Source organism: Actinocorallia sp. A-T 12471, from assembly GCF_033875155.1.
GTDB lineage: Bacteria > Actinomycetota > Actinomycetes > Streptosporangiales > Streptosporangiaceae > Actinocorallia.
On the sequence record NZ_JAWZTE010000013.1, the window covers coordinates 113107 to 138243 of the forward strand.

Consider the following 25137-nt stretch of genomic DNA (forward strand, 5'->3'; position numbering starts at 1 on the left):
GTCAGGGCAGGGGCAGGACGCCGAAGACGACGCTGCCGGGCGCGTCGAGGTCCGGGGAGTAGTAGAACTCGCGGACCGCGCGGATGAACTCGTGGCGGCTGATGACGCCGTCGCCGTCGGTGTCGAGGCGGACGAACACCTCGTGGGCGTCGGGGGTCTGCCCGTCCCACACGGTGAAGTGCCTGACGAACTCCTCGCGGGTGATGACGCCGTCGCCGTCGGCGTCGATGATGTCGAAGACGGCGTGCGGGACCGCCTCGATCATCTGGAAGCGGCTCGTGTCGTAGATGGCGGCGCGGGTGGCGTGGTGGAACGTCGCACGGTCGAGCCGGGTGTCGCCGCCGGCGTGACGCAGCAGCTCCATCCAGTACATCTGGTAGGAGGCGGTCAGCGCCAGCGCCCGCCGGTCGCCGCGCGGGACCTTGTAGGCGCTCAGGTAACGGTCGACGATGCGCTCGTAGTCCGACCACTCCAGGTAGCCGTTCTGGTCGGCGTCGGTGATATTGAACAGCGCGTCCAACTTGACGGTGATCGGATGCGCAGAGGTGATGGTCATGGCCGTGCTCCTCACGAAGGTGTGCCGCCGCAGAACCCCGGCGACAGACGCATCGTATCTGTCTGATCACGGAGAGTGGTTATGCGCGCTGGTTCTTGAGGAGGGCGAAGGCGTCGTCGAGGAGTGCCGACAGGTCGGCGCGGCCGTCGTCCTCGGCCCAGCGGGGCAGGACGAGGTCCTGGACCTTGAGCGCGGCGGCCGCGGTGAGCCGCAGGGCCAGGTCGTCGGCGGGCGCGCCCTGGCGTGCGGCGAGTTCGGCGGCCAGGGCCGCCTCGAGGTCGAGCTGGCGGTGCAGGTAGCGGGCGCGCAGGGCGGGGCTGGCGAAGATCAGCCGGATCAGGGCCGCGGACTTGCGTGCGTTGCCCGTCATGACCGGTACCGCCGCCTGGAGGGCGGCGCGCAGGGCGTCGAGCGGCGGCTCGTCGGCCGGGCGGGAGCGCAGGACGTCGAGGACGAAGTCGCCGAGGTCGTTGAGGACCTCGAGGATCACGTCCTCCTTGGACTTGTAGTACCGGAAGAACGTGCGGCGCGAGCAGCCGGCGGCGTGCGCGATCTGGTCGATGGTGGTGCCCTCGAAGCCGTGTTCGGCCAGCAGCCGCAGCGCGACCTCGCCCAGTTCCTCCCGGACTGCCCTGCGTTTGCGCTCGGCCATGTTGGGCGGCTCGGTCTTCCAGATCACCACAGAACTCTATCAACAGTGCCAAAGGTGCCTCTTCCTGCAATGTTTGACACTCGGTGACACAGACGGCATGCTGTGGCGCATGACCAAATGGACAGCAGCCGACATCCCCGACCAGACCGGCCGCACGTTCGTCGTCACCGGCGCGAACAGCGGCCTCGGCCTGGAAACCGCACGCCGCCTCGCCGAACACGGCGCCCATGTGATCATGACCGCGCGCGACCCCGACAAGGGCAGGGCCGCAGCGGCGAGCCTGCCGGGCTCGGTCGAGGTCCGCACCCTCGACCTGGCCGACCTTCAGTCGGTGGCCCGCTTCGCCGCCGGGGTCGAGCGCGCCGACGTGCTCGTCAACAACGCCGGTGTGATGATGACGCCGCACCGCACCACCGCGCAGGGCTTCGAGCTGCAGTTCGGCACCAACCACCTCGGCCACTTCGCGCTGACCGCGCTGCTGTACCCGGTGCTGCGCGCCGGGTCCGCGCCCCGGATCGTCACCGTCAGCTCGAGCCTGCACCGGCAGGGCCGCGTCGACTTCGACGACCTGGACGCCGCGCGCTCCTACTCGCCCACCCGCGCCTACGCCCAGTCCAAGTTCGCCAACGTGCTGTTCGGCCTGGAACTCGACCGCCGCCTGCGCGCCTCGGGCAGCCCGGCCATCAGCGTCCTGGCCCATCCCGGCTACAGCGCCACCAACCTGCAGACCTCAGGTCCGACCGGTGTGCTCAACCTGGGCGGCCGCCTGGGCAACCTCCTTCTGGCCCAGCACGTCAGCAAGGGCGCGCTCGACCAGCTGTACGCCGCGACCGCTCCGGGCGTTCAGGGCGGCGAGTTCTACGGGCCGCAAGGTCCCGGGGAGCTGCGCGGGTACCCCAAGCGGGTGCGGCCCGTCCGGTCGGCGACCGACCCCGACACCGCGGCCCGCCTGTGGGACGTCTCGGAGAAGATGACGGGCGTCTCCTTCGCGTTCTGAACGCCGACCCGTGGGCCCGCCGCCGGGGGTGCGCGTGCGTGCGGCGGGCGCGGGGCCGTCAGACGGGGTCGGCGGCCAGCGCCGCGCGGCCCGCGACGGCGACCTTGGCGGCCTCGCCGACGCGGCGGCCCAGGTGCTCGGCGGTGGCGAGGTCGGCCTTGTGCACGCCGTCGGGTCCGGCGTCCACGTTGGTCTGGGCGCCCGAGCCCAGGTAGAAGCCGAGCCGGTTGAGGTCGTGCTCCGAGCTGGTCGCGCTGTTCCAGCCGGAGTGCACGCCGAGGCTCACCCAGGTCATGCCGTGCTGGGCGGCGAGCAGCGCGAAGTATTGGAGCGTGCCCATCTTGTCGCCGCTCATGGAGCCGGAGTTGGTGAACCCGGCCGCCAGCTTGTCCTGCCAGGCGTGCGCGGCCCAGCGCTTGGACGACGCCTCGGCGAAGGCGTGGAAGGCGGCGGAGGCGGTGGCCATGTAGGTCGGCGAGCCGAAGACGATGGCGTCGGCCGCGTCCAGCTCCTCCCACTGGCGCTCGGTGATCGTGTCGACCGCGATCACGCGGACGTCCGCGCCGGCGGCCGCCGCGCCGCTCCGGACGGCCTCGGCGAGCATGACGGTGTGGCCGTAGCCGGAGTGGTAGGCGATGGCGACGACGGGACGGGGCATGGGTGCTCCCTGGAAGAGTTGTGGAATGACCGCTACAGGAAAGCACTAACTTTTAGAAAGCGCAAACCGGGGGGAAGCGCTACCCTATGGTAAGTTGATCGCATGACGCTGCCCACCGCCGCGCCGACGGCCGAGAGCATCGACGCGTTCGACGTGTTCGAAAGGACCTGCCCGTCACGCACCACGCTGGAGCACGTCACCGGCCGCTGGGGCGGGCTGACCCTCGGCGCGCTGCGCGAGGACACCCTGCGCTTCAACGAACTGCGCCGCCGCGTCGACGGCGTCAGCGAGAAGATGCTCTCCCAGACCCTGCACGCCCTGGAACGCGACGGCCTGGTCATCCGCGACGCCCACCCCGGCAACCCGCCCCGCGTCGAATACCGCCTCACCCCCCTCGGCGCCGAGGTCTCCGCCCGCCTCCTCGACCTCATCACCCTCCTCGAACACCACATGCCCGACGTCCTCGCCGCCCGCCACGCCTACGACACCCGCCCCACCCCCTGACCCCCCGACGTCGACAGCCGAGCCCTCCACGGCCTGCGAGGCTCGCCGCGCTGTGGCGAGGCGTCTGCTCGGCCGCGTGTCGTGGGAAGCGGTGAGGTGGGGGGTTATGGGGGTGGGGTGTCGGACCAGGCGGGGCCCAGGGTGGGGACCTGGGGGCGGGGGCGCTCCAGGCGGAAGGGGGAGGTTTCGGGAAGGAGGAGCAGCAGGTCGGTGGGGTCGGCGGAGTGGAGGCGGACGTCGGCGGCGAGCTGTTCGGTGAACGCTGACGGGTCGTGGGAGGCGAGGCGGGGGATACGGGTGAGGAACGGATAGGGGCGTTGCACGGCGGTGACGCCGCCGGAGTACAGCAGGAGGCCGTCGCCGGGGGCCAGCGGAATCCACGTGGGGGTGTACCAGCCGGCCTCCAGCGCCTGCAGGCCGAGCGGCAGCGCGGCGGGCAGGGCGCACGGCTCGGCGCGCCCGTCGCCGCGCACGATGACGGGCGGGGCGTGGCCGCAGCAGATCACCTCGGCGTCAAGGCCCGCAGGGTCGAACTGGACGAGGACCGCGCTCGTGTACTCCTCGCCCCGGTCGGACAGGAACCCGTCGACGCGGAACGCGATGCCCGCCAGGCTCGTCTCGTGCATCGCCAGCTCGCCGAAACCGCGCATGACCTCGCCCAGCAGAGCCGCAGGGTCCGCGCCGACGGGGTGCGCGGCGATCGCGCGGACGCCGAACGGCGAGTGGATGACCTCGCAGTGGCGCGCGCCGCCCGCGAGATGCGCGCGCTCCACTCGGACACCTCCGCAGTGCGAGGACGGGGTCGCCTGCGCGTCGAAGGGTTCCACTGACCGCCTCTCGTGACCCTGACCGGCCTTCATCCTAGCCGTGGGTGAGGTGATGCACGCGAAGAGCGAACAAATCGCCGACGCGCGGAGTATCGTCGCAATTCCGCAAAGTCACCGGTCCAGTGAGCGGAGCATCCATGGCACCACAGGCGCACCCTCGGCGCGGCAACATCTCCACCGACCTGTCCAGCTTCGTGGGGCGCGCCGACGAGCTCGCCTCGATCGAAGCGGCCCTGCGCGCCGCGCGGCTGGTCACGCTGACCGGCGTCGGCGGCGTCGGCAAGACCAGGACGGCGCTGGAGGCCGCCGCGCGCGTCGCGGACGACTTCCCCGACGGCGTGTGGGTGGTGCGGCTGTCGCAGCTGCGCGACGGCACCCTCCTGCCGCACCTCATCTGCCGGGAGATGCGCGTGCAGGACCAGACGACACGGCCGATGGTCGAGGTCCTGGCCGACAGGCTCGCCGCCTCCCGCTGCCTGATCGTCCTGGACGGCTGCGAGCACCTCCTCGAACCCTGCGCGATGATGATCATGGTGCTGCTGGGGGTCGCGCCCGGCGTCCGGATCGTCGCGACGAGCCGCCAGCCCATCGGCGTGCGGGGCGAGCGCCCCATCGCGCTCGAGCCGCTGCCCGCCGCGCGCGAGGCGGTCCGCCTGTTCGCCGACCGCGCCGCCGCCGTCGCCCCCTCCTTCGCGCTGACCGACGAGACCCGCCCGACCGTCGTCGAGGTCTGCGAGCGCCTGGAGGGCATCCCCCTCGCCGTCGAGCTCGCCGCCGCGCTCGTCGCGGACCTGCCGGTCGCCGAGCTGACCGCGCGGATCCAGGACAGGTTCGGCCTCGAGGCGCGCCGCAAGCAGACGGGCTCGGCTCCCCCGCACCACGAGACGCTGTGGACCACGATCGGATGGAGCCACGAGCTGTGCACCCCGCAGGAGCGGCTGCTGTGGGCGCGGCTGTCGGTGTTCGCCGGATCGTTCACGCTGGCGGCCGCGCAGCGGGTGTGCGCGGGCGGCCCCCTCACCGCCGACGACGTCGCGGCGACGCTCGCCGCGCTCGTCGACAAGTCGCTGGTCAAGACCCGCGACGGCAGATACGCGCTGCTCGACACGATCGCGGAGTTCGGCGCGCACTGGCTGCGCGAGCTGGGGGAGGAGCGCGCGCTGCGGGTCGGCCACCGCGACCACTACCGGGACGAGGCGCGGCGCGCGTTCGCCCTGTGGTTCGGGCCCGAGCAGGCCGACCTCGCGCGCGGGTTCGCGCGTGACTTCGCCGACCTGCAGGTGGCGTTGGAGACGTGCTTCACCGAGCCGGGCGACGCCGTCCTCGAGATGCTCGGGGCGCTGTGGTTCTTCTGGTACTGCTGCGGCCACCAGCGCGAAGGCCGCCACTACTTCGAACGTGCCCTGGCCCACGACACGGGGCCCGGCTACCACCGGATGCGCGCGGCGTGGGCGTACGGGCTCGTCGTCCTGGCGCAGGGCGACATCGACGCGACCAACCACGCCATCGACATCTGCACCGGCGCGGCCCCCGAAGCCGACCGGCCGCCGCACGGCGTGTCCGCCCGTGCCGCCGCCTATCTGCGCGGGACCGGCTGGTCCATCCGCGGCGACGCCGACCTCGCGATGACCCTCGTCGCGCCGTTCGACGTGCTGCCCGAGCCCGGCGGGCCGCACGAGGCCGAGGGGATGGCCGAGGCGACCGCGCTGATGGTGCAGGCGTGCGTGTCCTACATCCACATCGTCCGGGGCGACTACGCCGACGCCGTCGACCTCGCCCGCTGGATCAGGGCCGAGGGGGTGCGGCGGCGCGAGTACAAGTACCGGTCGTGGGGCGACTACATCTGGGCGCTCGCGGCCCTCGGCACCGGCGACATGAGCACCGCAGTCGACCACGCCCGCCAGGCCCTTGAGGCCAACCGGCAGCTCGGCGACTACTGGGGCATGGCCCTCGTTCTTGACTCCCTCGCCCTGGCGCTCGCGGGACTCGGCGAGTTCGAGCAGGCCGCGTCGATCCTCGGCACGGGCGAGCAGGCGTGGCGGGCGACGTTCGGCACCGCCCAGTTCGGCTCGCCCGAACTCGCCGCGGCCCGCCAGGCGTGCGAGACCGGCATCCGCGCCGCGATCGGCGACCTCCCCTACGAGAAGGCGTTCACCCACGGCCTGGAAACACCCCTCACCCCGACCCTGAACGACGTGTAACCCCGCCCGACGGCCGCGGCGCACTATGCGACGGCCCGGCGACGAACGGCGGCGGGAGCGTCAGACGCGGCCGGTCTCGTGGGCCCACATGGCGACCTCGACGCGGTTGCGCGCGCCGAGCTTGCGCATGAGGCTGGCGAGGTGGGCTTTGACGGTGCTCGGGGTGATGTGGAGCGCGCGGGCGATCTCATTGTTGGTGCGGCCTTGCGCCACGGGCACGAGGACCTCCTCCTCGCGGGCGGTGAGCGGTTCCGTCGGCTGCCTCGGCGGTGCGGTCTCCGCGCGGGCGAACGCCGCGAGCAGCCGGACGGTGACGCTGGGCGCGATCAGCGCGTTCCCGTCGGCGGCGGCGTGGATCGCCTGGGTCAACAGGGCGGGTCCTGCGTCCTTGAGCAGGAACCCGCGCGCGCCGGCTTTGAGCGCCCCGTGGACGTACTCGTCAAGGTCGAAGGTGGTGATGACCACGATCGGCAGGGGGTCGGTGACGTCGGGGCCGGCGAGGCGCCGGGTGGCTTCGATGCCGTCCATCAGCGGCATCCGGATGTCGAACAGGCCGACGTCGGGGCGCAGCTCGCGCGCCAGGCGGACCGCCTCGCGCCCGTCGGCGGCCGCGCCGACCACCTCGATGTCGGATTGGGCGTCGAGCAGCATGGCAAGCCCGGTGCGCACGATGGGCTGGTCGTCGGCGATGAGGACCCTGATGCTCATCGCGGCGTCCCGGCTCTGGGCAGGACCGCCTCCACCCGCCAGCCCCGCGCGGCGGCGGGGCCCGCGTGGAAGGTGCCGCCGAGCAGTGCGGCGCGCTCCCGCATGCCGATCAGGCCGTAGCCCGCCGGGGCGCGGCCGCCGGCGGCGGAGCCGTCGTCGTCGATGGTCAGCCGTACCCGGTCGGCGTCGCCGGTGACGGCGACGGTGACCCGGGTCGCGTGGCGGGCGTGCCGTCGGGCGTTGGTGACGGACTCCTGGGCCAGCCGGTAGAGCGCGGCCCCGACCGCCGGGCTGAGGCCGTCGAGTTCGCCGGACAGCGTCACCTCGACGCGGGGACGCGTCTGGCCGTCGGTGGCGAGCCGCGCGACCTCGGCCACACCGGGCCGCGGCGTGAACTCGGTGTCCTGTGCGGAGCGGAGCACGCCGACGATGGCGCGCAGCTCGGTGAGGGTGCGGGTCGCCGCGTCCTCGATGACGGCAAGGGCCTCGACGGCACGCTCGGGGTGGGCGGCCGCGACGGCACGGCCCGCCTGGGCCTGGATGGCGATGCCCGAGACGTGGTGGGCGACGGTGTCGTGGAGTTCACGGGCGAGCAGTTCGCGTTCGCGGGCCTTGGCCTGGTCGATGTCGCGGACGCGGATCTTCGTGCGATAGCGGATCGCTGCGCCGAGCGCGGCGGCGCACAGGAAGAACGCGTATCCGGCGGCCATCTCCGTCACGCTGCCCGTCTCGGCGACGTAGGTGACGGCCAGCCACAGCAGGATGACGCCGAGGCCGCTCACGGCCTCCCGACCGGAGCCCCACCGGAACAGGGCGTAGGTGATGAGCAGGGTGGCCGCGACGCTCGAGGGCAGGGTGCCGTGCGTTCCGGTGAGGACGCGGACGAGGTCGACCAGCGTCACCGTGCCGAACGCCACCACGGACACCACGAGCGGGTGGGTGCGTCGCCACGGAAGGGGGACGACGACCGCGAGCACGGCGACGAGCGCCAGCGGGAACGGCGCAAGGTCCTCGCGCAGCACCGCTTCCAGCACGGATGAGCAGATCAGTACCGCGACCAGGGCCCGGTCCCGCGCCCTCCGGTCCGACGGGCGCGCGGGTCGGGGTTCGGCCCACAGCGAGCGGAGTGCGTTGGTGGCCATCTCGAGCAGCCTAGGCAGCCCGCGTGTTGCGGTGCATCCGCCGAAAGTACAAGAAATCGGCTGTGCCAACGACCAGGTCGGATCAGGCTCCGGGGCTGATGCGCCCGCCGTCGGCGTCCGTGAAGGTGGAAGCACCCACCTGATCAAGCCAAGGAGCATCGTGACGAGAACGCCTCAACCCCGCACCGCCCCGGAGAATCCGCCGTCCCAGCGCACGCTGGAAGATCTGCGCCTGCCCGTGCAGGCCAAGCTCGCCGCGGCATGGACCAGCTTCATGTTCCTCTACATCTACGTCGACTACCTCGCCCTGTACAAGCCCGGCTTCCTGGACGACCTCCTGGCCGGCATCGTCCACGAGTTCGACCTGGGCCCGACCTTCGTCGCCGCCGCGCTCACCCTCATGGCCGTCCCGATCCTCATGATCCTGCTCTCCGTGACACTGCCCGCCCGCGTCAACCGCACCGCCAACCTCGTCGTGGCAGCGCTCTACATCCCCGTCACGGTGTACAACGCGGCAGGCGAGCCGTGGTCCTACTCCTACTTCTACGGCCTGTCCATCGGACTCGAACTGCTCCTGCTGGCCTTCATCCTTCACTCCGCCCGGACCTGGCCCCACCGCACCACATCACCGCCCACCCCGGCTGGAGCCTTCGACAGCGAGCCGGTCCGCCCGCCGCAGCAGGTGTGACCGCCCGCCTCCGGTCGCGACCTGCGGGAATGCGTGCGTCAGGCGGGGGGTGCGGGGCTAGCAGAACGCCGCCTCGTGCGGGGGCCGGGCGGCCCCCGCACGAGGGTGTTACAGGGTCAGCAGCGCCTTCGCGATGTGGGGGTCGCGGAGGGGGCGGAGCGCGAGTCGGACGAGGGCGAGCGCGTTGTCGTCGCCGGCGATCCGGTTGACGCTGAGCTCGCCGCAGGCCGCGCACTCGTGCACGATCATCCACTCGCCGTCCGGGCGGGCGGACACGCTGAGCGCGTCCATGCGGCCCCGGCACGTCGCGCCGCGGTCGCCGGGGACGCGCCGGTCGACGTGCAGGCTGACCAGGCAGGTCGGGCAGTGGTTGCGGTGCGCGGTGCCCGGCGCGGACGCGGGCACGTCGAGCCGGCAGCCGACACAACGGAAGTCCCGCGCCGCCTGCCTGACCCGCTCCACGGTTTTGCGCCGTTGCTCCCGCCCCGCGCGCGGGACTGTCCGCCGGGGCATCACAGGTCCCCGAACGCTTCGAGCGGGAACGGCGGCTGGGCGAGCGGACGGACGGCCATGCGCAGCAGGATGAGCTGGTTGTCATCCGGGCTGACGGGACTCGAGGTCAGCTCGTCACACCGCACGCACCGGTGGATGATCCGCCAGTCGCCGTCGCGGAGCACCGCGATGGAGATGGGCGACATCCGGGAGCGGCACGCGCTGACGCCGCCGGAGGCGTCCTGGACGTGCAGGGAGTGCAGGCACGACGGGCAGTGGTTGCGGCGTCGGCCGTCTGCGGCATAGGTCGTCGCGGTAAGGCCGCAGCGTGCGCAGTCGAAGGTGTCGACCTTCTGGAAGTTGCTGTTGATGGGCACCCGGAGGGCTCCTTGCTGAGGAACGAACATGACAGCAGGAGTGGGCCGAGCGTGCCTCGGATACCGGCGGAGCGCGCGAACGCGCTGGTCATGGGGGGCACCGAGGAACGCTCGGCGCAGGCGGTGACCAAACAGCACCCTTTCGGAGGAAGGACCGACGCGGCGGTCGTGGCGGGGACGTCGGCAGGGTAACCCGGCCGATCGCGGGCGCGCCAACGGTTTATTCGCGCCGTGCGGGCCCGGCCCGTGTGGGGCCGGGCCCGCGGGGGCGTCAGCGCTTCATGAGGGCGAAGACCCCCCAGCCGAGGTACTCGCGCAGGTAGCGCGTGTAGCGGGCGGGCTCGGCGGCGAGCTCGTCCCGTACTTCGGGGGCGAGGTCGTCGTCGGGGTTCTCGTCGAGCCAGCGGCGCATGCTGAGCCACTGGGCCGCGGTGTAGCGGTCCCAGCTGTCCCGGTCGGCGAGCATCATCTCCACGACGTCGTAGCCGAGGTCGCCGAGCTGCTCGATCAGGCCGTGCAGGGGCAGGAAGTCGGCGACGCCCGTGGCGTGGCAGTTCTTGGCGGTCTCCTCGTCCGGAGGGGTCCGCCGCCAGTACGGCTCGCCGATCAGCATCATGCCGCCGGGACGGAGGCTGCGGGCGAGCAGCTCGACGGTTCCGGCGACGCCGTCCCCGATCCACGACGCGCCGACGCAGCACGCCAGGTCGACGGGCTCGGCGGCGACGTGGCCCGCGGCGTCGCCGTGGACGAACTCGACGCGCCCGGCGACGCCGAGCTCGTCGGCGCGGGCCCTGGCCTGCGCGGTGAACAGCGTGCTGATGTCGACGCCGGTGCCGGTGAAGCCCAGGTCACGCGCCCAGGTGCACAGCATCTCGCCCGAGCCGCTGGCCAGGTCGAGCACGCGCGTGCCGGGCGCGAGGCGCAGTGCCGCGCCGAGCGTCGCGAACTTCGCGGCCGTCAGCGGGTTGTGGATGCGGTGGCCGCTCTCGCGGATGGTGAAGATACGGGGAAGGTCCATGACCGATTCCTTAGGACTTGAAGTTCGGGGCCTGTGCGACGGCACGGCGAAGCCGCGCGTCGCCGCGGGACACCACGGCCCGGGACGGGGTGAGGGAACGCGCGTCGTCGCGGCCGTGGTCGGCCGGCGTCATGACGCGCGGAGAAGAGGGTTGAGGAAACAGTGTGGAGACCCTTGGACGGGGGCCTCGCCGGACGGCAGGCGTGCCGGATCTACTCCCGACGGGGAGGTGGGCAGGCGAGGGTCAGGCAGAGGCCCGGAAGGTGAGGATGGTCCGGGCGCCGCGCGCAGCGGTCGTCTCCGCGACAGACATCAACTCACCTCTCACATCTCCATATGCGACAAATGTCGCTTCCGCCCCGACGATACCACCCACGGTGACCGTCCGTGCCCGCCGACCTGAAACCCTCCCTAACCCCCGGCCGGGGGTTAGGGAGGGTTTCAGCGGGGTTCACCGCAGGGTGAGCGGGGTCTGGGAGCCGATGTGGGTCAGTTTCTGCGGGTTGCGGACGTAGTACAGGCCGGTGATGCGGCCGTCCTCGACGCGGGCCGTCATGACGCCGTCGATCTCGCCGTCCAGACGGAAGACGAACCCCGGGTGGCCGTTGACCACGGTCGGGTCGAGGGTGATCGTGGCGTCGTTCTTCGCCAGGCCCCCGGCCAGGAAGCGAACCGTCCTGTCCGCGCCGGTGATCGGACGCTGCGCGGACCGCTTGACGCCGCCGCCGTCGCTGACGAAGACGACCTCCGGCGCGAGCACGTCGAGCAGCCCCTGCAGGTCCCGGGTCTCCAGCGCGCGCTGGAACGACGCAAGGACCGCCCGGGTCTCGGCCGCGGAGACCACCGAGCGCGGGCGGCGGGCGTCGATGTGCCGACGGGCCCGGTGCGCGATCTGGCGGACCGCCGCGGGGCTCTTGTCGACGGCGGCCGCGATCTCGTCGTAGTCGACGTCGAAGACCTCGCGCAGCACGAAGACCGCGCGCTCCGTCGGCGACAACGTCTCAAGGACGAGCATCATCGCCATCGACATGCTCTCGGCGAGTTCGACGTCCTCGGCCACGTCCGGCGCCGTGATCAGCGGCTCGGGCAGCCACGAGCCCACGTAGGTCTCCTTGCGGCGGCTCATGGTCCGCAGCCGGTTGAGCGCCTGACGTGTCGTGATCCGGACCAGGTAGGCGCGCTGGTCGCGCACCTGCCCCACCTCGACCTTGACCCACCGCAGCCACGTCTCCTGCAGGACGTCCTCGGCGTCGGCCGCCGATCCGAGCATCTCGTAGGCGACGGTGAAGAGCAGGTTGCGGTGGGCGACGAACGTGTCCGTCGCCGCGTGGGCGGCATGGTCGCTCATATCCCGATCTTTCTCCTTCCCGAGCCGTCCGTCGTCGCCGACGGCTCACCGCAGCAGCTGCCGCCGCCCGTCGTTCTTGAACCCCCAGGTGAACGAGCCCGGCTTGCGCGCCTCGTCCACCAGTTCTTTGACGACGCCCCTGCACGTGCGCTCCTTGATCCCCGCGGCGAGCCGGCCGCCGATGTGGTACCTGTTCGCGGTGTCGTCCTTGGAGGCGAGCTGCAGGGCGGCCGCGCGACGGCCCAGGGCGAGGCACTGGCCGACGACACCCACGTTGATGACCTCGGGCCGCGCGCCCGCGATCCTGGCCAGCACCGTGTCGGCGGCGTGCGCGCCCAGTGGACGGGCGGTCTGGCAGCTCATGCGCAGCGGCATGTCCGACGGCGCGGCGGAGTCCCCGGCCGCGACGACGCGCTCGTCGTCCACGCTCGTCAGGGTCTCGTCGGTGAGCAGGCGGCCCAGGGCGTCGGTGCTCAGGCCGCTGCGCGCCGCGAGGTCCGGCACGCCGAACCCGGCGGTCCAGACGGTCACCGCGCTCGGCAGCGCGCGTCTGTCGCCGAGGCGGACGGTGTCGCGCGCGACCGACGTCACCTTCGCGTCGGGGCCTTCGAGTATGTCCACGCCGAGCGCCGTCAGCCGCTTGGCGACCGAGCGCCGGACCCTCGGATGCAGGTACGGGCCGAGGACGTCGCCGCACACCAGGGTCACGGCGCGGCCGGACTCCGCGAGTTCGGCGGCGACCTCGATACCGGTCGACCCGGCTCCCACCACCGTCACCGCGGCCGTCGCGGGGGCCGCGGCGACGACCGTCCGCAGCCGCTGTGCTTCCTCCAAGGTAGCGATCGGGTAGGCGAACTCCGCAACTCCTGGCACGGTCGGGGCGGCGCTGCCGCTGCCGACCGCGTAGATCAGGTAGTCGTAGCCGACCGTGTCCCCGCTCGCCAGCGCCACGGTGCGGCCGGGGGCGTCGATCCGTGCCGCGGTGTCGACCACCAGCTTGACGCGCTCGCCCAGGATCTCGCGGTAGTCGACGACCGCCGCGTGGGACCCGCCCACCACCTGGTGCAGGCGGATCCGCTCGACAAAGGTCGAACGCGGGTTGATCAGCGTGACCGTGACGTCGTCGCGCTTGGTCAGGCGGTTGGCCGCCAGGACGCCGGCGTACCCGCCGCCGATCACGACCACATTGGTGTTCCCCGTCATGGTGCTCTCCTTCGTTTCAGGCGGTTCGTGCACAAGACACCGCCTGATCGACCCCTGTGACAGCACGTGAGACAGATCACCCCCGGGCGCGGTCACGGCGCGGGCGGTTACCGGGCGTCGGCGGCGGCCTGGGCGAAGGCGCGGATGAGCGGGGTCTCGGCTGACGTGCGCCAGGCGAAGGCCCACCGGCAGGGGGCGGCGTCGCGGATGGGGACGAAGGCGAGGCTGGGCCAGGGGTAGAGGTCGGCGACCTCGGCGGTGACTCCCGCGGTGGCCTGTCCCGAGGCGACGGCGCTCAGCGCCTCCTGCCATGTGGTGACCTTCGGGCCGCGCCGGACGGGCCGGCCCGAGGGGGTGTGCCAGGGGTTGAAGACCTCCTCCATGTAGGCGGGGATCGACTGGCCCTCGACGACGGCGCAGTCACCGAGGTCCTCAAGGCCGATGGCGTCGCGGTGCGCGTAGGGGTGGTCGGTGGAGACCATCAGGAGCACGGCGGAGCTGTGCGGGGTCGGCCGGACGGTCAGGTCGGGCTCGCGGATCGGCAGCCACAGATGCGCCACGTCCACTTCGCCGGACTTGAGCAGGTCGAGGGGGGAGGCGGGCTGGATCTCGCGATGCAGGACGCGGGCGTTGGGGTGGCGGGCCAGGAACAGGTCGGCGACGTTCTTGATCGCCACGGAGTTCGGGCCGAGGGTGCCGAGGGTCAGGGTTCCCGCGGTGCCGTCGGCGGTCGCCTGGGCCGTGGTGATCCCCTGGGTGATCTGCCGGTGGCCGTCCTTGAGCGCCCGGTACAGCTGCTCGCCGAGGGGTGAGAGGCGGACGGCCCTCGTGGTGCGGTCGAACAGGGGCGCGCCGATGTGCCGTTCCTGCTTCTTGATCGACTGGCTGACGCGGGCCGGGCTGATGCCGAGCCGCTCGGCCGCGCGGGTGAAGTGCAGTTCCTCGGCGGCGGTCAGGAAGATCTCGATCTCTCGCATCTCCATGACGGGCCTTTCTTAAGCTCAGGGTTAACAGAGGTTACTTGATCCGTCGTAGATCCACAGGGGACGGGTCGGGCAGGCTGAACCGCGTCAGCGCGCAAGACCTGGGAGGCTCGGTGCCCGTCGGATATCTGATCCCCGTGGCGCTCGTCGCGCTCGGCACGCTGTTCGCGCTGCGGCCCGTGCCGTTCGAACGGCCCCTCGGCCGGGTGAGCTACTACCTGGGCCTTGCGATCAATGAGCTGCCGTTCGCGGCGTTCTTCTGGATGCTGCTGATCCCGACGGCGCTGGCGTTCGCCGAGGGCGACGTCCACTCGGCGGGCGGCTGGGCGATCGTCGCGGTGGCCGTCGTGACGACGCCGGGGCTGGCGGTCATCGCGTGGCGCGGGCTCGGGGACCGGGCGCGGATCGAGGACGCCATGGACCGGGGACTGGGTCCCGGGTGGCGTGACGCGATCGACGCCGGGCTGCGCCGTCGTCCGCCGCTGCTCCGGATCTTGTTCCTGCCGATTCTCAAGCGGCGCTTTGACGTCCGGCGGGTGGCCGACCTGTCCTACGGGGACGCCGGCCGCCGCAACCTGCTCGACGTCTACCATCACCGGTCGCGGCCCGGCGGCGCGCCCGTCATGATCCATCTGCACGGGGGCCACTACGACAGCGGCCACAAGAACAGCCAGTCACTGGCGCTGCTCCACCACCTGGCGCACCGGGGGTGGGTGTGCGTCAGCGCGAACTACCGGCTCCGGCCCAAGGCGCAGCATCCCGACCATCTGATCGACCTGAAGAAGATCATCGCGTGGGTGCGGGAGCACGGCCACGAGTACGGCGCCGACCCGTCGACGCTGTTCGTCGCGGGCAGCTCGGCCGGCGGCCACATGGCGGCCCTGGCCGGGCTCACCCCGAACGACCCCGCCTTCCAGCCCGGCTTCGCCGACGCCGACACCTCCGTCACCGGCGTCATCTACCTGAACGGCTGGTACGGCCCCTACTTCAACGACGAGCCGGGCTCCTCACCCTTCGACCACATCACCCCCGACGCCCCGCCCTTCCTCGTCGCGCACGGCGACCTCGACCCGCTGGTCCCCGTCGCCCACGCCCGCCGCTTCACCGACGCCCTGCGCCGCACCTCCCGCGCCCCCGTCGTCTACGCCGAACTCCGCGGCGGCAACCACGCCTTCGACCTCTACCACTCCTTCCGCTTCGAAGCCCTCATCGACGCCATCGAAGCCTTCACCACCCACCCCCACCCCCCAACAACCCCCCCAAATACCACATGAATCCGTGCGGCCCAGTCTCGCTTCGGTGCCGGGGCTGCGGTGAGGTCCGGGCGGACGCCACCGCAGCGGTCGGCCGTCGGGGGGTTCAGTTCAGGCGGGCTGGTGCGCCATGAATGGAGGGAGACCTGTTCGACGGCGTCGCGGACGGTGTACATCCGCCGGTAGCAATCGGTGAGGAGACCTCGGCGTGGCGGCGGCTGTACGGCCTGGTCGTTGTGGGTCTTGTCGACCGTCAAGTTCTGCCCGCGCGTGACCGGCCTCTACGGGCTCACTGACCCCGGCAGGGTGATCGGCGTCCGGCTGGGTGCTTTGGGCTTTCCTGTCCGTTCAGTGTGAGTCGGCCTGCCGGGCCTGGTTTGTGGCGGTGCGGGGGGCGCCGGTGATGGGTTGGCCGTGGCCGGGCAGGAGCAGGGTCGCGCCGGTGAGTTCGTCGAGCCGGTCGAGGGAGGCAAGGGCGGTGTGGCTGTCGTGGGTGAAGCCGCGGCAGACCAGGGTGGGGCCGGTGTGTCCGGTCAGGCCGTCGTGGGTGACCAGGGCGTCGCCGGTGAAGAGCAGTCCGCGTTCGGGGAAGAGGTAGCCGGTGCTGCCGGGGGTGTGGCCGGGCAGCGGGACGGCCCGCGGCGCGCCGGGAACCTCCTCGAGCCGCCGGTCGGTGTCGAAGACGCGTGCGCCGGGAGTGGCGGGGGCGGTGAAGGCGCCGGCGCGGGCGAGGTGGAGCGGGGTGGCGATCGCGGCGGGCCGGCGCAGGAGGTAGGGCAGCATGGAGCGTTCGGGCTTGGCGTGGCGAAGGGCGCTGCGCGGGCCGTCGCGCAGGATCGCGGCGTCGCTGTCGTGGATCCAGATGTCGGCGCCGGCCTGCTGGAGGGCGTGGGCCAGGCCGGTGTGGTCGGGGTGGGCGTGGGTCAGGGAGCGGTCGGAGTCGGCCAGGTGCTCGCGCAGCTGCCCCAGGTGGGCCGGCAGCCCCGCGTCGATGAGGACCAGGCCGTCGGGCTCCTCGACCAGGTAGAAGTTGACGACGTCATCACCCAGGCGGTCCACGCCGGGGGCGACGCGCCGGTCGGAGCGGGTGGAGCGGGCCATGCGGACCTCCAGGGACGGGGCGGACAAATTTCGATACAGTTAACTGTAATAGATTGGGGAGGCAACCGAGATGCCCAGTGGAACGCCGCGCAGGCCCTACGACTCGGGGCGTCGGCAGGAGGCCGCGCACCGCAACCGCGCCGCGATCCTGGCGGCCGGCCGGGAACTGCTGTTCCGTGACGGCTACCAGGCCACGACCGTCCGCGCGGTGGCCGAGCGCGCCGGCGTCTCTCCCGAGACCGTCTACAAGGCGTTCGGCGGCAAACCAGGGCTGGTCAAGGCACTGTGGGACATCACCCTGGCCGGCGACGACGAACCGCTCACCATGGCCGAGCGGCCCCAGCTCCAGGCCGTTCTGGCCACCCGCGACGGCCACGCCAAACTTCGCCTGTACGCCGGGTTCGTCCGCGGCGTCCACGAACGCCTCGCCGCCCTGTCCGCCCTTCTCGCCCAGGCCGGCCCCGACGTCGGACAGGTTCTCGCCCTCAGCGAGCAAGAGCGCATGACCGGCGTGACCGCCTTCGTCGCCCACCTCACCGGCACGGGCGTCCTGCCCGCGGACATCGACGCGGCCCGCCTGGCGGACTCCTGGTGGGCCTTGACCGGCCCCCACCTGTACACCCAGCTCACCTCCGTCCGCGGCTGGGCCGCCGACACCTACGAGGACTGGCTAACGGAACTGCTCACCTCAGCCCTTCCAAGCCCACCCTGAGCCCAAACTCCTCACCGCCCCGGCCGCCCCCGTCGCAGGCTCCCGCTACAACCCCGAACTCCTCCAGCCACAACGATCGGGGCGCTGGGCCTGGTCCTCAACGCACTCGTGCTGTTCAACACCCGGCATATGGACGCTGCGGTGGACCAGCTGCGGGCGGATGGCTTCGACGTTCGTGATGAGGACGTGGCCCGCCTCTCGCCGTTTGTGCGGCACCACATCAACATGCTCGGCCGGTACTCCTTCCAGCTCCCCGACCTGCCCGGCGGTCTGCGTCCGCTGCGTGACCCGGAGGCCGCCGAAGAAGCGTGAACCCGGTGCGGGTGGCATTTCAGCGCCGGGGCTATCTCGGCGGTGAAAGCTCCGGGCTGCTGCTGGGCTGGCACTGGAGTGCGGGCGGCCCCCGCACCGGGCGGGTGCGGAGGCCCGGGGTGGGATCGGCTCGTGGTCGGAGTCAGCCAGCCCGGAGCAGGGAATGCAGCTCGATGGTGTCGATGACGTGAGCCCGTGAGGGGAAGACCCGGTGGAGCAGGACGTTGTGGACTTCGGTGTCTGGGTCGGCGACGCCGTCGGACAGTACATAGAGCTGGTAATCGCGGTCGGCAGCGTCGATGACGGTGGACAGGACGACGCCGCTGGTACTGATGCCGGAGACGACCAGAGTGGTGATGCCACGCTCGCGTAGCTGCTGGTCAAGGTCGGTGGTGGACATGCTGCCGTAGCGGTTCTTGCGCACGATGATGTCGCCGTCCTGGGGAGCCAGGCGCTCGTGGATGGTGGTGGCAGGGTCCTCGTGATGCATGGCGCGGTGTTGGGCCAGCGGGGCGAAGGACTTGTTGGTGGCCGGGATCGCGTCCCAGTCGGCCTCGGTGAAGCCGACGCGTACGTAGGCGATGGTGCCGCCGTTTGCGCGAACGTCGGCAATGGCCCCTTCCACGCGACCGAGCAGGGCGTTGCGGTCCTCGCCTTCGGGCACAAAGGCCAGGATCGCGGGCTGGTAGTCCATGACGAGAAGCGCGGTGTGCGTGGGGTCAAGTACGGGCGCAGTGCTCACGCGAGTGTTCCCTTTGCTGGTGGTGTGCCTGGTCGACGCGGACGCGCACCGGCGGACCGGCTGCGGCCTGTGGGCTTCGGCGGTGAGTTGCGGTGCCTCATGAGTGGCTGCGGGACAGTTCCAGCTCGTGCTGCGACGTCTGGTCCTGTCGGGGAAGCAGGAGCGGGGTGGTCAGGATGAGCAGTCCCGCGACCGTGAGAGCGGTGCGTGGGCTGGTGACGTTGGCGAGCAGCCCGGCGAGCGCGGTGAGGACGGCGATGGACGCCTGCTGGCCGATCGACCACGCCGTCAGGGTGCGGGCGACGAGATGTTTGGGGGTGTGTTCGAGCCGGTAGGTGGCGAGCACGGGGCTGTACAGGCTCATGTTGATGATGATTGCCAGCTCGACGGCCATCACGGTGACGAGGCCGACGACGCCGGGACTGACAAAGGCCAGGCCGATCAGCCAGATGGCGCGCAGGGTGCCGACAGTCCGGAAGACCCAGTGCCGGCCGAAGCGGGCCACGACACGGCGGGCCAGCCGTGAGCCGATGAGTCCACCGAGGCAGGGGGCGGCGAAGGCGAGGGCGTACTGCCAGGGCGGGAACCCGAGTTGACGAAGGAGGAGCACGGCCAGCAGCGGCTCGGTGGCCATGATCAGACCGGCGACGAGCATTTGGTTGAGGTAGAGAGGCCGCAGACCGGGGTGGCCCATGATGTGTCGCCAGCCGTCGAGCAGTGCGCCCGCCCGGAGCGGGCTCTTGTCGGTCGTTCGCGGCGCTTCTTCCTGGCCGCGGATCGCGGTGATGCCCAGCGCGGAGAGCAGGTAGCTGAGCGCGTCGGCCACCACGGTGGTGACCGGCCCGAACAGGCCGATCGCCGCCCCGCCGAGCGGTGGTCCGACCGCGATGGAGCTCCAGTTCGTGGACTCGAACCGCGCGTTGGCGACGAGCAGGTCGTCCGGCCGCACGAGGGCCTTGAGGTAGGCGCCGCTGGCCGCGTTGAAGGCGATCTTGGCTGCGGCGACCACGGCCGAGACCACGAGCAGCTGGACGAAACTGAGCCGTCCGAAAGCGTAGGCGACGGGGATCGTCGCCATGGCCGCGAACCGGGCCAGGTCCATCATGATCATGACCGGGCGCTTGCGCCGGAACTCCACCCACGGCGCGAGCGGCACCGCGATCAACGCGCCCACCGCAGGCCCCACTGCGGACAGCGCGGACACCTCGGCAGGTCCGGCATGCAACACCAGCACGGCGATCAGCGGCAACACCCCGAATCCCAACCCGGACCCGTACGCGCTCACCGCATATGACGCCCACAGCCAACCGAACTGCCGACCCAACCGTCTCCTGCCCACCATGCTCAGCGCACTCCCCTTGAAATCCCATCTGAACAAACTGACGTTGACCGATGAGAGGTAAGCGGACAGAACAACGGCAGGTCAAACAACCGACCTGCCAGTAATCCACAACCAGTAGTTGTTCACTAAGGTGGGTCGGCGTGGACCTCGAAGCAGTACGTACCTTTGTCGCCGTCGCGGAAGCGGGCCAGTTCCAGAAAGCCGCCACCGACCTGTCGATCACCCAGCAGGCCGTCTCCAAACGCATCGCCACACTGGAGCACGACCTCGGTGTGCGGTTGTTCACCCGTGCCCCACGCGGCGCCGAGCTCACCATCGACGGACAGGCGTTCCTGCCCCACGCACGCGAGCTGCTGCGCGTCGCCGAGCGCGCGGGTGCGTCCGTGCGCCCCGGCCGCCGTCCGCTGCGCGTCGACGTGATCGCCTCGCGCAGCGCGCAGTCGGGCCTGATGCGCGACTTCCACCGCGCGCACCCCGACATCGAACTCGACGTGATGATGCTGTTCGACATCGAGACGGCCGTCACCGCCATTCGTTCCGGTGCGATCGACGCGTCCTTCCGCGCCGTCGCCGCGCCCGGCCGGCCCCTGCCCGAGGGCATCGCCTCCGTCCGGGTGCTCGACGAACCGCTCCAGCTCCTCACCGGACCCGCCCACGCGCTGGCAGGCGCCCGGTCGGTGACCGTCGCCCGGCTCACCGGGCACCGGATCTGGATGCCCGGCATCGCCCCCGGTACCGAGTGGAGCGCCTACTACGACGACCTCGTCGCCGAGTTCGGCCTCACCATCGAAGTGACCGGCCCCAACTTCGGCTCCGACGCACTCCTCGACACGATCGCCGACACCCCTGCCCTGGCCACTTTCATGGGCGAACGCACCCGCCTCATCTGGCCCATAGACCACGGCCTGCGCCGCATCCCGGTGACCGACCCGACACCCGTCTACCCGCACTCACTCCTCTGGCACCGCGACAACCCCCACCCAGCGCTGGCCACCCTCCGCACCCACCTCGCCACCACGACGACCGGCTACGACGCCACCGGGACCTGGACACCGAGCTGGGCGATTCCTCGCTGAACGGCTCCCCGCCCGTGCGGCCGGCCCCGCCCAGCGCAGGCGGCTAACGGCGGGCGTCGCCGGGGGCGAGCAGGCTGGTCAGCTCGGCGATCGCCGCCGGGGAGGGCTTGAAGTAGCGGCGGACGTTCTCCGGCTTCTTGTGCCGGGACTTCGCCATCAGCATCAACAGCGAGGCACCCTGCTCGCCGAGATGGGCCAGGGCGGAGTGGCGGTACTCGTGCAGGTCCCAGCCCGTACTCGGCCCGCGCAGGGCGGTGTGCTCGTAGAGCAGGGCGCGGGCCTGCCCGTACGACGCCGGGCCAGCCCGGTGTCCGGGCATACGTCCCGGGGGCTGACGACCTTGCCCGGCCCCGGGCGGCGATGGGTGACGAACACCGGCCCGTGGGTTCGTCCCTTGAGTAGCCGGGCGGTGCCGGCATCCCAGTACACGGGCTCCGCACGTAGTCCTCGCGCGACTGGCCCCGGCGGCGGACCTTGGTCCGGGCTCCCTTGGCCTTGACCAGGCAACGGCGCCCGGCGAGGTCCGGTTCCTCGATGTTGACGCCCAGGATCTCCTCGGACCGCCCGGCGGTCTCGTAGAGCATCCGCCACAGCGTCTTCTCCCGCAGGTGCACCTCGCGCCGCGCGATCAGCCGGACGACTGCCATCTTCGAGCGGGCCGGGAAGAATTCAAGCGGATCCGGCCGCCGACGTTCCGTCAGCCGCCCACCAGGGCCGACGTCGGCTTAGCGCACGATCTGACATGGATGTTCCTCAACCCCCAGGTCGTCGCTGAGCCGGGTGTTTCCTGTCCGTGGACGGTGGAGCGGCCGACGCTGTACTCGGTGGACAGGTCGCCGAGGGTGACCTCGCCTTCGGCGCAGCGGCTGCGGATGGACCGGCGTACGGGTGCGGGGAGCTTGGGCTTGCCGCTCTTCGCTAGGACCATGCCATTGAGGCAGCAGGGGGCCGTGTGGGGGCGGGTCGGATGGCTTCGCCCGCCCCCGGTGGTTTGGGCTTTTTAGGGCTCGGTGGTGGTCGGGTCGGGTTGTGGGGTGGGGTGGGCTTCGGCTCGGGCGGCGCGTTCGCGTTGGGCGGCGGCTTCGGCGCGGGCGGTGGTGAGGTCGGTTTCCAGGCGGGTGTTGATGGCCTGGGCGGCTGCGGCGGTGGCGCGGGCTTCGGACAGGGCGGCGAGGGCCTGGGCGGTTTCTGTGCGGGCGGCTTCGGCCTGGGCGGTCGCGCGGTCCAGGGCGTCGGACAGGTGGGTTTGGGTTTTGACGGCTTCGTGGCGGGTGGTGTGGAGGTCGGCTTCTGCGGCTTCGGCGCGGGACTGTTGGGCGGTGGCCTGGCCGCGTGCGTCGGCGAGGGCTTCGCGGGTCTGGGCGAGGGCGGCGCGGAGTTCGTCGGCTTCGCGGGCGTGGGCGTCCAGGAGCGCGGTGAGTTCGGCGACGCGGGCGCGGGCGGCTTCGGCGTCGTGCTGGCGGGCTTGGCGGGATTCCACGAGGTCGGCGACGGCGCCGTCGCGGGCCTGCTCGGCGGCCGCGCGCGCGGCTTCGGCGGCGGTGCGGGCCTGCTGGTGCGCCTCGACGCGTTCGGCGGCGTCGGCGCGGGCGCGTTCCGCGTCGGCGCGCGCGGCGGCGGCTTCGCGCTCGGCGGTGGTGCGGGCGGCACGGTCGTTACGGGCGTCTTCGAGCGCTCGGGCGGCGGCGGTCTCGGCGGCGTCGGCGCGGGCTTCGGCGTCGGCCGCGGCCTGACGTGCGGTGCGGGTCTCGGCCTCGGCGCGCTCCACCCGCGCGAGCGCCCCGGTCTGCGCCTTGTCCAGGAACCCGGTGAGCTCCGACAGCTGCGCCTGGAGCGCGGCGATCGCGGCAGGGACGTGCTGCGCGAGCGCCTCGGCGTGCTTCAGGGGTTCTTCGACGAGCGCGGCGTCGGCCGCGCGGCGCTCGCGGCTTGCCTGGTCGGCGTGGGCTTTGCCGCAGTACTTCGGCGGGCGTCCGCGTCCGGCGGGCGGCAGGGGAAGGTCGCATCCGTCGAGCCCGCACACGCCGCGTGGTGCGGGGACGGGCCCTCCGGTAGGGGCCGTGCCGTTCGGGTTCTGCGCTGCTGTCTCTTCGTTCACACCCCACAGCCTAGCCTTTTCGCGCATCCATGACGCGTAACTACTTAAGCGTGTCGCGATACGCGTTAATAACCCCTCTCAAGATCGCGTGTCGATCTCACATAATTGAAGTTATGTGAGATGCTGGGGAGTAGCCCGCCTGACGCCCGAGACGCGAGGAGCCCCGCCCCGTGAGCGAAAAAGACGCCCTGGTCCCCTCCGCCGTCTACCTGCCCTCCACCGGGGCGCGGCCGCCGAGGACGGTCAGGCTCGATGACGGGCGGGAGATCACGCCGCCCGCGCCGATGCTGGATTCGGTCGGCGCGATAGCCGGGCTGTCCCCCCGGCGCGAGCGCGGCGACGGCGGGGAGGTGCCCGGCGCGGACGTCGATCTTGTGGACGCGTTGCCGAGGGAGCTGGTGTGGCCGACGGTCGCGGCCTGGCTGACGGCGGCCAAGTCGGTGCAGACCCGGCGGGCCCGGCTGCAGGACGTCGCGGCGTTCCTGCGCTGGCTCGAGGTCCACGCGCCCGGCCTCGCGCTGCTCGCGGTGAGTGAGGACACCATCACCGGGTACCGGGAGAGCCTCGCGACGGGCACGGCGCGGGCAGGCGTGCGGGACGTGGGCAAGCCGCTCAGCGCCGCCAGCGTCGCGCGACGGCTGTCGACGCTGTCGTCGTTCTACAAGTACGCGATGCGCCGCGCGGGCCTGCGCGCCAACCCCGCCGACCCCGGCTTCGTGGAGCGGCCGGTGGTGTCGGGTGAGGGCAAGACGCCGATGCGGACCAAGGAGGAGGCCCAGGGGCTCACCTCGGCGGCCGGGGCCGACGACTTCCTCGACCGCTACCCCGCCGACGCCGTCTGCGTGACGCTGCTGTTCATGACCGGGATGCGCATCGGCGAGATCACCGCGCTGACGTGCGGGCAGGTCAAGGACGACTCAGGCCACCGCGTGCTGGTCTTCGCCCGCAAGGGCGGACGGACCGCGCGCGTCCCGATCCCACCCGCCGTCGCCGTCCTGCTGTTCCCCCTCATCGCCGGCCGCCCCGCCGACGAGCCCATCTTCCACACCGACGACGGCCGCCCCTGGGACCGCTGGCGCGCCTACACCGCCCTGCGCCGCGCCGCCACCGCCGCCAACCTCAGCTCCCACGGCCTCACCCCCCACACCGCCCGCGCTACCTTCGCCAGCCTCCTACGCGAAGCCGGAGTCCCCCGCGAAAAAGTCCAGGAAGCCATGGGCCACACCTCCTCCACCACCACCCAACGCTACGAACGCGGCACCTCCACCCTCTCCTCCCACGCCGCCTACGACATGGAACGCCTCCTCGAAGGCAACCTCTAACACCCCCAACCCCCTCCCGGAGCCCGGTCCGTTCCAGAAGTGGAAGGAGACCATCGGCTCATCGACGGCTAGGGTCCGGCCACAAGCCCGGTGAACGCTCCAGTGACCCCGGTCGAGGTGAAAGCCCCCCGTTCCTCCCACGTCTGCCGCTCTGCGGACCAGCGTTCCTCGCGACGTTCCACATGGGCCAGATGATCGACGAGGACGCACAGCGCGATCTCGCCGCTGGGTGGTCAGGGGGTGGGGGTTAGGGCGGGGAGGAGGAAGGTGTTGGTGATCGTGATGAGGTGGTCGGGGGTGGGTTCTTGGCCGGTGAAGAGTTTTTCGATGAAGAATGTGCCGAGGAGGAGGGTTTCGGCGTGGTGGAGGGCGGGGTTGTCGGGGTGGATGGTGCCGCGCTGGACGTGGCGGGTGAGGATGGTTGTGAGGGCGTTGAGGTAGGGGGCTAGGAGGACCTCGCGTAGGGCGCGGGCTAGGGCGGGGTCGGCGAGGACGGCCTGCCAGATGCCCAGGGTGGGCGTCCCGGCGGGGTGGGGTGGTGGCAGGGCGCGGGCCAGGGCGTGCAGGTCCGCGCGCAGGTCTCCGGTGTCGATGTCGGGCAGCGGCGGGTACTTGCGGGCGGCCAGGGCGCTGATGACCAGGCGGGGTTTGCTGTCCCACTGCCGGTACAGGGTGGCGGTGCTCGACCTGGTGCGGCGGGCGACCTCGTCGACCGTGGCGTTGTCGTAGCCGACCTCGGCGACGAGGTCGAACGTGGCGTCGAGGATCTGCTGGCGGCGTTCGGCGGTCAGCCGTCCGCGGGGTGTCGGTGCTGTCATGCGCGCT

28 protein-coding genes and 1 pseudogene are annotated in these 25137 nt (G+C 71.7%); 9 read left to right on the forward strand and 20 right to left on the reverse strand.

The features are described 5' to 3' along the window. Nucleotide 1: 1 nt before the first annotated feature. Complete coding sequence (locus tag R9X44_RS29375; protein ID WP_319817574.1) at nucleotides 2–556, reverse strand: EF-hand domain-containing protein; 555 nt, start codon at nucleotides 554–556, stop codon at nucleotides 2–4. A 79-nt stretch (nucleotides 557–635) separates the two neighbouring features. Continuing rightward, the gene (locus tag R9X44_RS29380; RefSeq protein ID WP_319817575.1) at nucleotides 636–1235 is read right to left on the reverse strand and encodes a TetR family transcriptional regulator; all 600 of its coding nucleotides are present in this window, start codon (nucleotides 1233–1235) and stop codon (nucleotides 636–638) included. Nucleotides 1236–1317: 82 nt separating this feature from the next. Between R9X44_RS29380 and R9X44_RS29385 the strand changes: the two genes are divergently transcribed. Further along, the gene (locus tag R9X44_RS29385) at nucleotides 1318–2205 is read left to right on the forward strand and encodes an oxidoreductase (protein WP_319817576.1); all 888 of its coding nucleotides are present in this window, start codon (nucleotides 1318–1320) and stop codon (nucleotides 2203–2205) included. Between the two features lie 58 nt (nucleotides 2206–2263). Here the strand turns inward: R9X44_RS29385 and R9X44_RS29390 are convergent, their stop codons facing one another. Beyond that, complete coding sequence (locus R9X44_RS29390; protein WP_319817577.1) at nucleotides 2264–2863, reverse strand: flavodoxin family protein; 600 nt, start codon at nucleotides 2861–2863, stop codon at nucleotides 2264–2266. A 102-nt stretch (nucleotides 2864–2965) separates the two neighbouring features. Here R9X44_RS29390 and R9X44_RS29395 point away from each other — a divergent pair, with 102 nt between their 5' ends. Then, entirely contained in the window at nucleotides 2966–3367 is a 402-nt protein-coding gene (locus R9X44_RS29395) for a helix-turn-helix domain-containing protein (RefSeq protein WP_319817578.1), read from the forward strand. Between the two features lie 104 nt (nucleotides 3368–3471). On the opposite strand, the gene R9X44_RS29400 is transcribed toward R9X44_RS29395, so the two are convergent. Continuing rightward, on the reverse strand, nucleotides 3472–4140 hold the full coding sequence (locus R9X44_RS29400) for a PP2C family protein-serine/threonine phosphatase (RefSeq protein WP_319817579.1): 669 nt from the start codon (nucleotides 4138–4140) through the stop codon (nucleotides 3472–3474). 191 nt (nucleotides 4141–4331) lie between these two features. On the opposite strand from R9X44_RS29400, the gene R9X44_RS29405 reads away from it, so the two are divergent. Then, on the forward strand, nucleotides 4332–6395 hold the full coding sequence (locus R9X44_RS29405; RefSeq protein ID WP_319817580.1) for a hypothetical protein: 2064 nt from the start codon (nucleotides 4332–4334) through the stop codon (nucleotides 6393–6395). A 60-nt stretch (nucleotides 6396–6455) separates the two neighbouring features. Here the strand turns inward: R9X44_RS29405 and R9X44_RS29410 are convergent, their stop codons facing one another. Together R9X44_RS29410 and R9X44_RS29415 are read right to left on the reverse strand one after the other, a co-directional pair. Then, nucleotides 6456–7103 carry a response regulator transcription factor gene (locus tag R9X44_RS29410; RefSeq protein WP_319817581.1) on the reverse strand — a complete coding sequence of 216 codons (648 nt, stop codon included), beginning with the start codon at nucleotides 7101–7103 and terminating at the stop codon, nucleotides 6456–6458. Beyond that, the gene (locus R9X44_RS29415) at nucleotides 7100–8245 is read right to left on the reverse strand and encodes a sensor histidine kinase (protein WP_319817582.1); all 1146 of its coding nucleotides are present in this window, start codon (nucleotides 8243–8245) and stop codon (nucleotides 7100–7102) included. The genes R9X44_RS29410 and R9X44_RS29415 overlap by 4 nt, the downstream gene beginning before the upstream one ends. Before the next feature lie 160 nt (nucleotides 8246–8405). Between R9X44_RS29415 and R9X44_RS29420 the strand changes: the two genes are divergently transcribed. Next, entirely contained in the window at nucleotides 8406–8933 is a 528-nt protein-coding gene (locus R9X44_RS29420) for a DUF6326 family protein (protein ID WP_319817583.1), read from the forward strand. A gap of 108 nt (nucleotides 8934–9041) precedes the next feature. Here R9X44_RS29420 and R9X44_RS29425 read toward each other — a convergent pair whose 3' ends face one another. The 7 genes from R9X44_RS29425 to R9X44_RS29455 form a co-directional block, all read right to left on the reverse strand. Beyond that, nucleotides 9042–9446 (reverse strand): RNHCP domain-containing protein, encoded by a 405-nt coding sequence (locus R9X44_RS29425; protein WP_319817584.1) that lies wholly within the window; start codon nucleotides 9444–9446, stop codon nucleotides 9042–9044. Beyond that, a complete protein-coding gene (locus tag R9X44_RS29430) occupies nucleotides 9446–9802 on the reverse strand; it encodes an RNHCP domain-containing protein (RefSeq protein ID WP_319817585.1) in 357 nt (118 codons plus the stop codon). Before R9X44_RS29430 ends, R9X44_RS29425 begins: the two co-directional genes overlap by 1 nt. A 271-nt stretch (nucleotides 9803–10073) precedes the next feature. After that, nucleotides 10074–10820 (reverse strand): SAM-dependent methyltransferase, encoded by a 747-nt coding sequence (locus R9X44_RS29435; RefSeq protein WP_319817586.1) that lies wholly within the window; start codon nucleotides 10818–10820, stop codon nucleotides 10074–10076. A 10-nt stretch (nucleotides 10821–10830) separates the two neighbouring features. Further along, the gene (locus R9X44_RS29440; protein ID WP_319817587.1) at nucleotides 10831–10953 is read right to left on the reverse strand and encodes a hypothetical protein; all 123 of its coding nucleotides are present in this window, start codon (nucleotides 10951–10953) and stop codon (nucleotides 10831–10833) included. A 318-nt stretch (nucleotides 10954–11271) separates the two neighbouring features. Next, entirely contained in the window at nucleotides 11272–12168 is an 897-nt protein-coding gene (locus R9X44_RS29445; RefSeq protein ID WP_319817588.1) for an RNA polymerase sigma-70 factor, read from the reverse strand. 45 nt (nucleotides 12169–12213) lie between these two features. Then, a complete protein-coding gene (locus tag R9X44_RS29450; RefSeq protein ID WP_319817589.1) occupies nucleotides 12214–13371 on the reverse strand; it encodes an NAD(P)/FAD-dependent oxidoreductase in 1158 nt (385 codons plus the stop codon). A 107-nt stretch (nucleotides 13372–13478) separates the two neighbouring features. Next, a complete protein-coding gene (locus R9X44_RS29455) occupies nucleotides 13479–14354 on the reverse strand; it encodes a LysR family transcriptional regulator (RefSeq protein WP_319817590.1) in 876 nt (291 codons plus the stop codon). Nucleotides 14355–14392: 38 nt separating this feature from the next. Here R9X44_RS29455 and R9X44_RS29460 point away from each other — a divergent pair, with 38 nt between their 5' ends. Then, a complete protein-coding gene (locus tag R9X44_RS29460) occupies nucleotides 14393–15628 on the forward strand; it encodes an alpha/beta hydrolase (protein WP_319817591.1) in 1236 nt (411 codons plus the stop codon). A 327-nt stretch (nucleotides 15629–15955) separates the two neighbouring features. Here the strand turns inward: R9X44_RS29460 and R9X44_RS29465 are convergent, their stop codons facing one another. Continuing rightward, entirely contained in the window at nucleotides 15956–16708 is a 753-nt protein-coding gene (locus R9X44_RS29465; RefSeq protein WP_319817592.1) for an MBL fold metallo-hydrolase, read from the reverse strand. A gap of 70 nt (nucleotides 16709–16778) precedes the next feature. Here R9X44_RS29465 and R9X44_RS29470 point away from each other — a divergent pair, with 70 nt between their 5' ends. Further along, nucleotides 16779–17420: a helix-turn-helix domain-containing protein gene (locus R9X44_RS29470; RefSeq protein WP_319817593.1), complete on the forward strand. Its 642-nt coding sequence runs from the start codon at nucleotides 16779–16781 to the stop codon at nucleotides 17418–17420. 75 nt (nucleotides 17421–17495) lie between these two features. Next, nucleotides 17496–17732 (forward strand): annotated as a pseudogene (locus R9X44_RS29475) (Tn3 family transposase); the annotation flags it as partial. A gap of 142 nt (nucleotides 17733–17874) precedes the next feature. Here R9X44_RS29475 and R9X44_RS29480 read toward each other — a convergent pair. Both R9X44_RS29480 and R9X44_RS29485 read right to left on the reverse strand, forming a co-directional pair. After that, nucleotides 17875–18474: a cysteine hydrolase gene (locus R9X44_RS29480; RefSeq protein ID WP_319817594.1), complete on the reverse strand. Its 600-nt coding sequence runs from the start codon at nucleotides 18472–18474 to the stop codon at nucleotides 17875–17877. A gap of 97 nt (nucleotides 18475–18571) precedes the next feature. Next, nucleotides 18572–19816 carry an MFS transporter gene (locus tag R9X44_RS29485; protein ID WP_319817595.1) on the reverse strand — a complete coding sequence of 415 codons (1245 nt, stop codon included), beginning with the start codon at nucleotides 19814–19816 and terminating at the stop codon, nucleotides 18572–18574. 140 nt (nucleotides 19817–19956) lie between these two features. On the opposite strand from R9X44_RS29485, the gene R9X44_RS29490 reads away from it, so the two are divergent. After that, a complete protein-coding gene (locus R9X44_RS29490; RefSeq protein WP_319817596.1) occupies nucleotides 19957–20892 on the forward strand; it encodes a LysR family transcriptional regulator in 936 nt (311 codons plus the stop codon). Nucleotides 20893–20935: 43 nt separating this feature from the next. On the opposite strand, the gene R9X44_RS29495 is transcribed toward R9X44_RS29490, so the two are convergent. From R9X44_RS29495 to R9X44_RS29505, 3 genes are all read right to left on the reverse strand, one after another. After that, nucleotides 20936–21211, reverse strand: coding sequence for a hypothetical protein (locus tag R9X44_RS29495; protein ID WP_319817597.1), 276 nt, complete (start codon nucleotides 21209–21211; stop codon nucleotides 20936–20938). A 378-nt stretch (nucleotides 21212–21589) separates the two neighbouring features. After that, nucleotides 21590–21820, reverse strand: a complete 231-nt coding sequence (locus R9X44_RS29500) for a hypothetical protein (RefSeq protein ID WP_319817598.1) — start codon at nucleotides 21818–21820, stop codon at nucleotides 21590–21592. Between the two features lie 72 nt (nucleotides 21821–21892). Further along, nucleotides 21893–22990 (reverse strand): hypothetical protein, encoded by a 1098-nt coding sequence (locus R9X44_RS29505; RefSeq protein ID WP_319817599.1) that lies wholly within the window; start codon nucleotides 22988–22990, stop codon nucleotides 21893–21895. Between the two features lie 170 nt (nucleotides 22991–23160). On the opposite strand from R9X44_RS29505, the gene R9X44_RS29510 reads away from it, so the two are divergent. Further along, entirely contained in the window at nucleotides 23161–24312 is a 1152-nt protein-coding gene (locus R9X44_RS29510) for a tyrosine-type recombinase/integrase (RefSeq protein ID WP_319817600.1), read from the forward strand. 233 nt (nucleotides 24313–24545) lie between these two features. Here the strand turns inward: R9X44_RS29510 and R9X44_RS29515 are convergent, their stop codons facing one another. Further along, the gene (locus R9X44_RS29515) at nucleotides 24546–25130 is read right to left on the reverse strand and encodes a TetR/AcrR family transcriptional regulator (protein WP_319817601.1); all 585 of its coding nucleotides are present in this window, start codon (nucleotides 25128–25130) and stop codon (nucleotides 24546–24548) included. Nucleotides 25131–25137: the final 7 nt, after the last annotated feature.